This window comes from Nocardia sp. SSK8, assembly GCF_037034205.1.
Taxonomy (GTDB): Bacteria; Actinomycetota; Actinomycetes; order Mycobacteriales; family Mycobacteriaceae; genus Nocardia.
Genome location: NZ_JBAGKD010000005.1, coordinates 170,664 through 184,637 on the forward strand (window position 1 = coordinate 170,664; position 13,974 = coordinate 184,637).

Annotated in this window: 1 protein-coding gene (cut by a window edge); it reads left to right on the forward strand. The window is 70.6% G+C overall.

Going from position 1 to position 13,974, the window contains the following annotated elements:
- Positions 1–13,974, forward strand: the 5' portion of a protein-coding gene (locus WA675_RS12110) for a non-ribosomal peptide synthase/polyketide synthase (protein WP_336084338.1). 30,531 nt of this gene lie beyond the right edge of the window; the window shows 13,974 of its 44,505 coding nt (coding positions 1–13,974); its start codon is at positions 1–3; its stop codon lies beyond the right edge, outside the window.

Genomic DNA, 13,974 nt, shown 5'->3' on the forward strand with positions numbered 1-13,974 from the left:
TTGGACCGGCTGGATTTCGGCGGAAACGGCGAGGAGTACTTCCCGCTCTCGCCCGCACAGCTGGGTATCTGGTACGCGCAGCACGTCGACCCACAGGTGCCGATCAATATCGCCCAGTATGTCGATCTGCGCGGCGACCTCGACGTCGCGGTGCTCGAGCGGGTCAGCTCCGAGGCCGCCGCCGAGCAGCAGTCGGGCTTCCTGCGCGTCGTCGAGATCGACGGCGAACCGATGCAGACCGTCGACCTCACCCAGGACGACACCCTGATCTATGTCGACCTGCGTGGCGAGGCCGACCCCGAGGCCGCCGCCGCCGAGTGGATGCGCCAGGAGTACAGCCGCCCGCTCGACATCGTCGCCGACCGCCTGGTCCAGGCCGCCGCGCTGCAGCTCGAGGACGGCCGCTGGTACTGGTACGCCCGCGTCCACCACATCGTGCTGGACGGTTTCGGCGCCAACAACTTCGTCAACCGCACGGCACAGCTCTACACCGCGGCCGTCACCGGCGTGGAGGCCCCGGCCAACAAGGCCACCGATCTGCGCGCCCTCTACGAGTCGGAGATCGCCTACCGCGACAGCTCCCGCTTCGAATCCGACAAGGCGCACTGGGCCCAGCGCGTCGAGGGCCTGGAAGAGGGCAGCAGCCTCACCGGCCGCTCCGCGCCGCCCTCGCCGGTCAACGATGTCACCAGCGCGGCGCTGAGCCCGGCCCAGGACGCGGTGTTCGGCGAGGCCATCGCCCGGCACGACACCACCTCCGCGCCGCTGCTCATCGCCGGTTTCGCGGCCTACCTGGCCCAGATCACCGGCACCGAGGACGTGATCCTCAGCCTCCCGGTCACCGGCCGCACCACCGCCGTGATGCGCCGCTCGGGCGGTGTGACCTCCAATATCGTGCCGCTGCGCCTGCGCGTGGGCCACGACACCACCGTGGCCGAACTGCTGCGCGCGGTCACCACCGAGGTCTCCGGCGCGCTGCGCCACCAGCGCTACCGCCACGAGGACATCCGCCGCGATTCCGCCGGTGACGGCATGGTCGCCACGGAGTTCTTCGGCCCGTGGGTCAACATCATGCTCTTCGACAACGCGCTGCGCTTCGGCGAGATGGACGGCACCCTCAATGTGCTGTCCACCGGCTCGATCGAGGACCTGGGCGTCAACTTCTACCAGTCGCACGGCGGCACCCGCTCGCACATCGACTTCGAGACCAACCCCAACCTCTACACCGCGGCCGAGGCGGCCACCCACCACGCCCGCTTCCTCGAGTTCTTCGAGCGCTTCCTGGCCGCCGACGCCGCGCTGCCGGTCTGGCGGCTGCCGGTCACCGGCACCGCCGAGCTGGAACGCTCGCTGACCGAGTGGAACGACTCGGCGCACGAGGTCCCCGCCACCACCCTGCCCGCGCTGCTGGACGCGCAGATCCCGCGCACCCCGGACGCCATCGCCCTGGACTTCGAGGGCGAGACCCTCACCTACGCCGAGTTCGGCGCCCGGGTCAACCGCCTGGCCCGGTTCCTGATCGCCGACGGCGTCGGCCCGGAATCGCTGGTCGCGCTCGGCATGCGCCGCTCGCTGGACCTGGTCATCGGGATGCACGCCGTGCTGCGCGCCGGTGGCGCATACGTGCCGATCGACCCGGACCACCCGGCCGACCGCACTGCCTACATCCTCGAGTCCGCGGCACCGGTCTGCGTGCTGACCACCACCGGTGACGACCTGGACCTGCCCGAGACGGTGGCCCGTGTCGAGATCGACACCCTCGACACCGCCGCCTTCGCCGACACCCCGGTCACCGACGCCGACCGGCTCGCGCCGCTGCGCCCGGACAACACCGCCTACGTCATCTACACCTCGGGTTCCACCGGCCGCCCCAAGGGCGTGGCCGTCACCCATCACGCGATCGTCAACCAAGAGCTGTGGATGCTCGACGAGTACGCGCTGACCGCCGATGACGTCTACCTGCAGAAGACCGCCACCACCTTCGACGTGTCGCTGTGGGGCTACTTCCTGCCGCTGATGGTCGGCGCCAAGCTGGTTATCGCCTCGCCGGACGGTCATCGCGACCCGCTCTACGTCGCGGACATGATCGCCCGCCACGGCGTCACCGTGACGGACTTCGTCCCGTCCATGCTGACGGTCTTCGTCGCGCACGCCACCCAGGCCCAATGTGCCACGCTGCGTGCGGTTTTCGTGATCGGTGAGGCGCTGCCGCCGGAGACCGCCGCCGGTCTGCGCGCGATCTCCACCGCCGGGCTGCACAACCTGTACGGCCCCACCGAGGCCGCGGTCTCGGTCACCTACTGGGAGGCCACCGAGGCCGACACCGTCACGGTGCCGATCGGTATCCCCGAGTGGAATGTCGAAGTCTACGTGCTGGATTCGCGGCTGCGCCCGGCCGCGATCGGCGCCCCGGGCGAGCTGTACCTGGCGGGTCGTCAGCTGGCGCGCTGCTACCGCGGCCGCCCCGACCTGACCTCGGACCGCTTCGTCGCCAACCCGGTCGGCGGCCCCGGCGAGCGCATGTACCGCACCGGTGACCTGGTGCGCTGGAACGCTCAGGGCGTTCTGGAATACATCGGCCGCACCGACTTCCAGGTGAAGTTCCGTGGTCAGCGCATCGAGCTCGGTGAGATCGAGACCGACCTGCTGGCCCACCCGACCCTGAGCCAGGCCGCCGTGCTGGTGGTCGACACCGCCACCGGCCAGCAGCTGGTCGCCTACGTGGTGCCCGCGCCGGGCCAGTCCGCCGACCCGGCGACGCTCACCCGTTTCGTCGCCGAGAAGCTGCCCAGCTACATGGTGCCCGCGTCGATCATGGTGCTCGACGCCTTCCCGCTCAACACCTCCGGCAAGCTGGACCGCAAGGCCCTGCCCGAGCCCGTGTTCAGTGCCGCCGCAGGCGATTTCCGCGCCCCGCGCACCCCGTCCGAGCAGATCGTGGCGGGCATCTTCGCCGATGTGCTCAGCCAGGAACGCGTCGGCGCCGACGACAACTTCTTCGAACTCGGCGGCAACTCGCTGGTCGCCACCCAGGTGGTGGCCCGCATCGGCGCCGCCTTCGGCATCCAGCTCGGGGTGCGCGCGCTGTTCGAGACCCCGACCGTGGCCGGACTGGCCGCGCGGGCCGAATCCGTCACGCCCGCGGACATTTCCGAGAGCCGTCCCGCGCTGGTCGCGCTGCCGCACCCCGACCAGGTGCCGCTGTCGCTGGCCCAGCAGCGGATGTGGTTCATCAACCAGTTCGACCCCACCGCACCGACCTACAACCTGCCGTTCGTGGTGCGGATGAAGGGCCGCGTCGAGGTCGACGCGCTGATCGCCGCGCTCGACGACGTGGTGGTGCGCCAGGAATCGCTGCGCACCGTCTTCCCGGACGCCGACGGCGGGTTCCAGCAGGTGCTCGGCGCCGACGAGTTCGACCTGGGCATCACGGTGACCCCGATCGACCAGTCGCTGCTGCACGACGAACTCATCAACTTCGCCTCCACCGGCTTCGACGTCACCCTGGAACTGCCGATCCGCGTGCGGATCTACCAGGTCACCGGCGGCACAACCAACGGCACACCCGAATTCGCCGTCGCCTTCGTCGTCCACCACATCGCCGCCGACGGTTTCTCCTTCGGCCCGCTGGCCCGCGACGTGGCCACCGCCTACCTGGCCCGCTCGGCCGGGCAGGCGCCCGCGTGGACGCCGCTGCCGGTGCAGTACCGCGACTACACGCTGTGGCAGCGCGAATTGCTCGGTGCCGAAAGCGATCCCGCGTCGATGGCCGCGCGTCAGCTCGACTACTGGCAGCGCACTCTCGACGGCCTGCCCGACCAGCTGGACCTGCCCAGCGACCGTCCGCGCCCGCAGCAGCAGAGCTTCCGTGGCGCGCGCGTCGGCTTCGACATCGACGCCGAGACCCACGCCCAGCTCGCCGCGCTGGCCCGCGCCAATGGCGTCACCCTGTTCATGGTGGTGCACGCCTCGCTGGCCGTGCTGCTCGCGCGCCTGTCCGGCACCACCGATATCGCCGTCGGCACGCCCATCGCGGGACGCGGTGAGCAGGCCCTCGACGACCTGATCGGCATGTTCGTCAACACCCTGGTGTTGCGCTCGGATGTCGACCCGGCCCAGCCGTTCAGCGAGTTCCTCGCGCGCACCCGCGAGACCGACCTGTCGGCCTTCGCCAATGCCGATGTGCCGTTCGAGCGGCTCGTCGATGTGCTCAACCCCTCCCGCTCGCAGGCGCGCCACCCGCTGTTCCAGGTGGTGCTCTCGTTCCAGGAGATGTCGCACGGCACGCTGGAGCTGCCCGGTCTCACGGTCAGCGCCGACGAGGTCGAGGTCGACATGGCCAAGTTCGACCTGCAGTGGACGCTCACCGAGGAGCACACCACCACCGGCTCGCTCTCGGGCCTGACCGGCGTGCTCACCTACGCCGTCGACCTGTTCGACCAGGCCACCGTCGAAGAGCTGCTGCTGCGCTGGCGGCGCGTGCTCGACGCCATCCTGGCCGACCCGGCGGTCACCGTCGGCGCCATCGACGTCCTCGACGACGCCGAACGCACCGACCTGGTCACCCGTTACGGCGCCCCCGCCGCCGTCGCGCGCACCCTGCCGCAGCTCATGGCCCAGGCCGCGCTCGACACCGAGGCCACCGCCGTGGTGTTCGAGGGGACAGCTGTGTCCTATGGCGAATTGGATCGCCGCTCGAACCAGCTGGCGCGCTTGCTGATCCAGCAGGGCCTCGGCGCCGAGGATTTCGTCGCCGTGGCCGTGCCGCGCTCGCTGGAGTCGGTGCTGGCGGTGTGGTCGGTCGCCAAGACCGGTGCCGCGTTCGTGCCCGTCGACCCGAACTACCCGGCCGACCGTATCGCGCACATGATCGCCGATGCCGGTGTGTCCGTTGGCATCACGGTCAGCGCCGAGATCGGCGAGGTACCCGACACCGTGCGCTGGCTCGAGATCGACGACATCGATCTCGACGACATCTCCGACGCCCCGCTGGCCCCGCGCGAACTGGTCCGCCCGACCGACCCCGCGCAGCCCGCGTACCTGATCTACACCTCCGGTTCCACCGGTGTGCCCAAGGGCGTCGTGGTCACCCATGCCAGCGTCGCCAACTTCTGCGCCGAGCAGATCGACCTGTACTCGCTCGACTCCGGCACCCGCGCACTGCATTTCGCCTCGCCGTCATTCGACGCCTCGGTGCTGGAGCTGCTGCTCGCGCTGGGTCGCGGCGGCACCCTGGTGGTCGTGCCGCCGGGTGTGTACGGCGGTGAGGAACTGCGCGACATCCTCATCACCGAGCAGGTCACCCACGCGTTCGTGACCCCGGCCGCGCTGGCCACCTTCGACGCCCGCGGCCTCGATCACCTGCGGGTGCTCGCCGCCGGTGGTGAGGCGGTGCCGCCGGAGCTGGTCACCAAGTGGGCGGTGCCGCTGCCCGACGGCTCGCGCCGCATGCTCGGCAATGTCTACGGCCCGACCGAGACCACCATCGCCTCCAACCTGTCCGAGGGCCTGATCCCGGGGGAGCGGGTCGTTATCGGTGGACCCATCCGTGGCGTCCACACCCTGATCCTCGACGACCGCCTGCGCCCGGTGCCGGTGGGCGTGGCCGGTGAGCTCTACATCGGCGGCGTCGGCATGGCGCGCGGCTACCACGCGCGCCCCGCGCTGACCTCGGATCGTTTCGTCGCCAACCCGTACGCGCCCGGGCAGCGGATGTACCGCACCGGTGACGTGGTGCGCTGGACCGCCGACCGCAATGTCGAGTACGTCGGCCGCTCCGACTTCCAGGTCAAGGTGCGCGGTTTCCGCATCGAGCTGGGCGAGATCGACTCGGCGCTGGCCTCGCACGAGACCGTCGACTTCGCGGTGAGCATCGGCCACAAGAACAAGGGCGGCAGCACCTCGCTGGTGTCCTATGTCGTTGCCGTGCCGGGCAGTTCGATCGACGTGTCCGCGCTGACCGACCATGTCGCCCAGCGCCTGCCCGCGTACATGGTGCCCTCGTCGATCATGGTGCTGGCGGCGATCCCGCTGACCGTGAACGGCAAGCTCGACCGCCGCGCGCTGCCCGCGCCGGTGTTCGAGGTGCGTGAATTCCGCGCGCCCACCACCCCGATCGAGCAGATCGTCGCTCAGGTCTTCGCCGACGTGCTCGAGCTGAGCCGGGTCGGTGTCGAGGACGACTTCTTCGAGCTCGGCGGCAACTCGCTGATCGCCACCCAGGTGGCCTCGCGCATCGGCATCGCCCTGGACACCCGGGTGCCCGTGCGCATGCTGTTCGAGGCGCCCACCGTCGCGGCACTGGCCGCGCGGGTGGAGTCGCAGGCCGGGGACGGTGCCCGCAAGGCGCTGGTCGCGCGGGAGCGGCCCGACCTGGTGCCGCTGTCGCTGGCCCAGCAGCGCATGTGGTTCCTCAACCGCTTCGACACCGCCTCGGCGGTCAACAACATCCCGGTCGCCATCCGGCTCTCCGGCGAGCTCGATGTGGCCGCGCTCCAGGTCGCCGTTATCGACGTGATCGACCGGCACGAGTCGCTGCGCACCGTGTTCCCCGAATCGGGCAACGGCCCGGTGCAGGTGGTGCTCGACGCCGCGCAGATCGTCCCCGACCTGACCCCGTACCGGGTCACCGAGGACAACCTCATCGACCACCTGATCGACCTGGCCTCGATGGCCTTCGACGTGACCAGCGAAGTGCCGCTGCACGCACGGCTTTTCGAGATCAGCGAGACCGAGTACGTGCTCGGCATGGTGGTGCACCACATCTCCGCCGACGGCTGGTCGATGGCGCCGCTGTCGCGCGATGTCATCGTGGCCTACGCGGCACGCACCTCGTGGGAGGCGCCGACCTGGGCCGAATTGCCGGTCCAGTACGCCGATTACGCGCTCTGGCAGCGCGAGGTGCTCGGCTCCGAGGACGACCCCAAGTCGCTGATCTCCTCCGAGATCGACTACTGGGCCCGCGAACTCGCCGACCTGCCCGACGAGCTGGTGCTCCCGGCCGATCACCCGCGTCCGCCGGTGGCCACCTATCGCGGTGGCACCTACAGCTTCGTCATCTCCGGTGACACCCAGCGCGCCCTGGTCGAACTGGGCCGCCGCTACAACGCCTCGCTGTTCATGGTCATGCACAGCGCGCTGGCCGTGCTGCTGGCGCGCGCCAGCGGCACCAGCGACATCGCCATCGGCACTCCGGTGGCGGGCCGTGGCGACCAGGCCCTCGACGACCTGGTCGGCATGTTCGTCAACACCCTGGTGCTGCGCAGCCAGGTCGAGGGCGCGACCCCGTTCGCCACCCTGCTCGACCAGGCCCGCGAGACCGACCTGCAGGCGTTCGCGCACGCCGACGTGCCGTTCGAGCGGCTCGTCGAGGTGCTCAACCCGCCGCGTTCGCAGGCGCGTCACCCGCTGTTCCAGGTGATGCTGTCGTTCCAGAACAACAAGCAGGCCTCGCTGCAACTGCCCGGCCTGTCGGTCAGCGGGATCGACTACGACTCCCAGCTGGCCAAGTTCGACCTGCAGCTCACGCTGACCGAGGTGCAGGACACCGACGGCGAGGCAGGCGGCATGTCCGCCGAGTTCTCCTACGCGCTGGACCTTTTCGAGGAATCCACCATCGCCGCCTTCGCGCGGCGCCTGGACAATATCTTCGCCGCCATCGTCGCCGATCCCGAAGTGGCCGTCGGTGACATCGATCTGCTCGCGCCCGAGGAGCACGCGCAGGTCCTCGTCGACTGGAACGACACCGCCCGTGCCGTGCCGGAGGCCACCCTGGTCTCGCTGTTCGACGCGCAGGTCGAGCGCACCCCCGACGCGGTCGCGCTGGTCTTCGAGAACGAGGAACTGAGCTACCGCGAGCTGCAGGAGCGCGCCAACCGCATCGCCCGCAAGCTCATCGCCGAGGGCGTCGGCCCGGGTTCGCATGTGGCACTGGCCATCCGGCGTTCCACCGAACTCGTCGTCGCCATGTACGCGGTGCTCCAGACCGGTGCGGCCTACGTGCCGCTGGACCCGGACCAGCCCGCCGACCGGATCGGCCACATCCTCGAGACCGCGCAGCCGCGACTGGTGCTCACCAGCCGTCGCGACGGGTTCGAGGCCGACGGCGCGACCGTGCTGGCCGTCGAGAACATCGAGCTGCCCGCCGATTTCAGCGCAGCGCCGATCACCGACGCCGAGCGCACCCGCCCGCTGCGGGCAACCAATACCGCCTACGTCATCTTCACCTCGGGTTCGACCGGCCGCCCCAAGGGTGTGGCCGTCGATCACGCGGCGATCGTGAACCGCCTGCTGTGGATGCAGCACGAGTACCCGATCGACGCCGCCGACGCGGTGCTGCAGAAGACCCCCGCCACCTTCGACGTGTCGGTGTGGGAGTTCTTCTGGCCCTTGCAGACCGGCGCGCGCCTGGTCGTCGCCAAGCCCGACGGGCACCGCGATCCGGTGTATCTCGCGCAGGTCATCGCCGAACGCGGCATCACCACCGCGCACTTCGTGCCGTCGATGCTGTCGGTGTTCGTCTCGACACTGGGCAACAACGGCAACGGCAGTGCGGTGCGGCTGCGTCAGGTGTTCGCCTCCGGTGAGGCGCTGCCCGCGCCGACCGCGCAGCGCCTGCGCGAGCTGACCGGTGCCCGCCTGCACAACCTGTACGGCCCCACCGAGGCCGCGGTCGACGTCACCTATCACGAGGTCGTCGACGCCGATGTGGAGTCGGTGCCGATCGGCCGCCCGGTGTGGAACACCCGGGTGTTCGTGCTGGATTCGCGGCTGCACCCGGTTGCCCCCGGTGTCGCGGGTGAGCTGTATCTGGCGGGCGAACAGCTCGCCGTCGGCTATCTCAACCGCGCCGACCTCACCGCCGACCGCTTCGTGGCCAACCCGTACGGGCAGGCCGGGTCGCGCATGTACCGCACCGGTGACCTCGTCACCTGGACCCGCGACGGCGAACTGAACTACTTGGGCCGCACCGACTTCCAGGTGAAGCTGCGCGGCCTGCGCATCGAGCTCGGCGAGATCGAGGCCACGCTGCTGGCCCAGCCGGGTGTCGCCCAGTCGGTCGTGGTCGTGCGCGCCGACGCGCACGCGGGCGATCAGCTCGTGGGTTACGTGGTGCCCGAACCGGATTCGGGCCTGGACGTGGCCGCGGTGAAGGCGGGGATCACCGCCGAACTGCCCGCGTACATGGTGCCCTCGGCGCTGGTGGTACTGGATGCCTTCCCGCTCAACGCCTCCGGCAAGCTCGACCGCAAGGCGCTGCCCGCGCCGGTGTTCGAGGCCAAGGTGTTCCGCGCGCCCTCGACACCGATCGAGGAGATCGTCGCGGAGATCTTCGCCGAACTGCTCGGCGCCGACCGCGTCGGCGTGGACGACGATTTCTTCGCCCTCGGTGGCAACTCGCTGGTCGCCACCCAGGTGGCCGCGCGCCTGAGCAAGGCCCTCGATGCCGAGGTCGGCGTGCGAACCCTGTTCGAGGCGCCCACCGTCGGCGCGCTGGCGGCGCGGGTGGAATCGCACGCGGGCACCGGTCTGCGCGCCGAGCTCACCGCGCGGCAGCGTCCCGAGCACCCGCCGCTGTCGCTCGCGCAGCAGCGCATGTGGTTCCTCAACCGCTTCGACCTGGCCGACTCCGGCGACTCCGGGACCTACAACATCCCGGTCGCGGTGCGCCTCCAGGGCCTGCTCGACCTGCCCGCCCTGCGCGGCGCGGTCGCCGATGTGATCGCCCGGCACGAGTCGCTGCGCACGGTGTACCCGTCGCACGACGGCACGGCCTACCAGAAGGTCCTCGCGGCTGCGGTCTCGATTCCCGATGTGGAACTGATCGAGGCCGACGAGACCGATATGGCGATCTCGCTCTACGAGTTCGCCCGTCGCGGTTTCGATGTCACCGCCGCCGCGCCGGTGCGCCTGCGCGTCTACGAGCTCGGCGAACGCGAGCACGTGCTGGTGATGGTGGTCCACCACATCGCCGCCGACGGTTTCTCGCTGCGCCCGCTGGTGCGCGACCTGATGACCGCCTACGTCGCGCGCACCGCCAATGCCGAGCCGGGCTGGCCGCCGCTGGAGGTGCAGTACGTCGATTACGCGCTGTGGCAGCGCGAGACCCTCGGCGACGAGAACGACCCCACCTCGCTGATCTCCGAGCAGCTCGACCACTGGCGCGACGCGCTGGCCGACCTGCCCGACGAGCTGCGCCTCGGCCACAAGTCGCGGCCCGCGCAGGCCACCTACCAGGCGGGCACGCACCGCTTCGAGGTGCCGGGCGAGCTCGTGGAAGCGCTCAACCAGCTGGCCCACCAGCGCGGCACCACCCTGTTCATGGTGGTGCACAGCGCCTTCGCCGTGCTGCTCGCCCGCCTGTCCGGCACCGCCGACATCGCCATCGGCACCCCGGTCGCCGGTCGTGGTCAGCAGGCGCTCGACGACCTGGTCGGCATGTTCGTCAACACCCTGGTGCTGCGCGCCGAGGTCGACCCGGCCGCCTCGTTCACCGAGCTGCTCACCCAGGTCCGCGAACGCGACCTGGCCGCCTTCGCGCACGCCGACGTGCCGTTCGAGCGCCTGGTCGAGGTGCTCAACCCGGCGCGCTCGCAGTCGCGGCACCCGCTGTTCCAGGTGATGCTCTCGTTCCAGAACCTGGGTCGCACCACCCTGGAACTGCCCGGCCTGACGGTCTCCGAGCTGGGCATCGACCAGCACACCGCCAAGTTCGACCTGCAACTCGCGCTCAGCGAGGTCCCGGCCGACGACGACAGCCACCTCGATGCCGAACTCGTCTACGCCACCGACCTTTTCGACGCGAGCTTCGCGGCGACCTTCGGCGCGCGCCTGCTGCGCGTGCTCACCGCCATCGTGGCCGATCCCGCGGCCGCCGTCGGTGACATCGAACTGCTCGACCCGGCCGAGCGCACCCTGGTGCTCGACCGCTGGAACGACACCGAATTCGCTACCGACGCCGCGCTGAGTACCCCCAGCGAGGACGACCCGGCCACCCTGCACGCCCTCTTCGAGGCCCAGGTCGCCCGCACCCCCGACGCGACCGCCCTCACCTTCGAGGGGACAAGTCTGTCCTACGCCGAGTTCGCGGGCCGGGTGCGTCAACTGGCGCGCTGGCTCAAGGACGCGGGTGTCGGCCCGGAAAGCTATGTGGCCCTGGGCATGCGCCGCTCGATCGACCTGCTGGTCGGCATGTACGCGGTCTCCGCCGCCGGTGGCGCGTACGTGCCGCTGGACCCCGATCACCCGGCCGAGCGCATCGAGCACATCCTCGACACCGCCCAGCCGGTGTGCGTGCTCACCTCCGGCGAGAGCCTGCCCGCCGCCGCCGGGCGCGAGGTGCGCATCGACGAGCTGGACCTGTCCGGCCACTCGGCCGAGCCGGTCACCGATGTCGACCGGCACCGTCCGCTGCGCTCGGGCAATACCGCCTACGTCATCTTCACCTCGGGCTCGACCGGCCGCCCGAAGGGCGTGGCGGTGAGCCACGCGGCCATCGTCAACCGCCTGGTGTGGATGCACGCCGCCTACGGCCTGGCCGCCGACGACGTGGTCCTCCAGAAGACCCCCGCCACCTTCGACGTGTCGGTGTGGGAGTTCTTCTGGCCCTTGCAGGTCGGCGCGCGCCTGGTGGTAGCCAAGCCCGACGGCCACCGCGACCCGGCCTACCTGGCCCGGCTCATCGCCGCCGAGCAGGTGACCACGGTGCACTTCGTGCCGTCGATGATGGCCGTGTTCGTCACCGAACCCCTTGCCGCCGAGTGTGTCTCGCTGCGCAATGTGTTCGCCTCCGGTGAGGCGCTGCCCGCGCCCACCGCGCAGCGTCTGCGCGAGCTGACCGGCGCCGCCCTGCACAACCTGTACGGCCCCACCGAGGCCGCCGTCGACGTCACCTTCCACGAGGTTACCGACGCCGACCTCGACACCGTGCCGATCGGCGCCCCGGTCTTCAACACCCGTCTCTACGTGCTGGATTCGCGGCTGCGGCCGGTGCCGGTGGGTGTCGCGGGTGAGCTCTATCTGGCGGGCGTGCAGCTGGCCCACGGGTATGTCGGCCGCCCCGACCTCACCATGGACCGCTTCGTCGCCGACCCGTTCGCACCCGGCGAGCGCATGTACCGCACCGGTGACCTGGTCACCTGGACCCCGGACGGCGAGCTGGAATACCTGGGCCGCACCGACTTCCAGGTCAAGCTGCGCGGTCTGCGCATCGAACTCGGTGAGATCGAGTCCGCGCTCACCGCGCTGCCGTCCATCGCCCAGTCGGTGGTCGTGGTCCGCGCCGACGAGCGCACCGGCGATCAGCTGGTCGCCTACGTCATCCCGGAGCAGGGTGCCACCGTCGACACCGACGCGGTCAAGGACGCTCTTGGTGCCGAACTGCCGGTGTACATGGTGCCCGCCGCCTACGTGGTGCTGAATGCCTTCCCGCTCAACGCCTCCGGCAAGCTCGACCGCAAGGCGCTGCCCGCGCCGGTGTTCGCCGCGCGCACCTTCCAGGCGCCGGTCACCCCGGTCCAGCAGATCGTGGCCGCCACCTTCGCCGAGGTGCTCGGCGCCGGTCAGGTCGGCCTCGACGACGACTTCTTCGAGCTCGGCGGCAACTCGCTGATCGCCACCCGGGTCGCCGCGCGCCTGTCCGAGGCCCTGGACACCCAGGTGCCGCTGCGCGCGCTGTTCGAGGCCTCGACCGTGGCCGCGCTGGCCGCGCGGGTGGAGACCGCCACCGGACGCGGCGGGCGCGTCCCGCTCGCCGCCCGGACGCGCCCCGAGCTGGTGCCGCTCTCGCAGGCCCAGCAGCGGATGTGGTTCCTCAACCGCTTCGACAACCGCACCGCCGTCAACAACATCCCGGTGGCCATCCGCCTCACCGGCGAGCTCGACGTGGCCGCGCTGGAAGCCGCCATCGCTGATGTGACCGCGCGGCACGAGTCGCTGCGCACCTTCTATCCCGAAATGGAAGGCGCTGGTTACCAGCAGATCCTGCCCGCCGACGAGGTCCGCTTCGCGCTACCCGCGCAGCCGGTCGCCGCCGGTGACGTGGTCGCCCGCGTGGTGGAATTGGCGAGCGTGCACTTCGACGTCACCCGCGAGGTGCCCTTCCGCGCGAGCCTGCTGCGCATCGACGAGCGGACCCACGTTGCCGTGCTCGTCATGCACCACATCAGCGGTGACGGCTTCTCGCTGCGCCCGCTGCTGCGCGATGTCGTGGTGGCCTACACCGAACGCGCCCGCGGCGAGGTGCCCGCGTGGGCGCCGCTCGAGGTGCAGTACGCCGACTACACGCTGTGGCAGCGCGAGGTGCTCGGCGAGGAGAGCGATCCGGAGTCGGTCGCGGCGAGCCAGCTCGGCTACTGGACCGAGCAGCTGCGCGATCTGCCCGACCAGCTCGAGCTGCCCGCCGACCGGCCGCGCCCCGAGATCGCCACCAATGCCGGTGACCTGTACCGCTTCTCGGTCGACGCGCCCCTGCACCGGGCGCTCACCGAGATCGCCAAGGCCCGGGGCGTCACGCTGTTCATGGTGATGCACGCGGCGCTGGCCACCTGGGCCGCGCGCCTGTCCAACAGCACCGATATCGCCATCGGCACCCCGATCGCCGGGCGCGGCGAGCGTTCGCTCGACGACCTGGTCGGCATGTTCGTCAACACCCTGGTGCTGCGCAGCGAGGTCGACCTCGGCGGCAGCTTCGGTGACCTGCTCGATCAGGTCCGCAAGGTCGACCTGTCGGCCTTCGCCAATGCCGACGTGCCCTTCGAGCGCCTCGTCGACGTGCTCAGCCCCACCCGCTCGCAGGCGCACCACCCGCTGTTCCAGGTGGCGCTCACCTTCGAGGCGGCCACCGCCGCCGACGCGGGCACCGTCGCACTGCCGGGCCTCGACCTCGATGTCGTCGACTTCGACCCGGGCACAGCCAAATTCGACGTGCAGCTCACCGTGGGCGAGGCCGCCGACGGCTCGCTGGCGCTGTCCTGG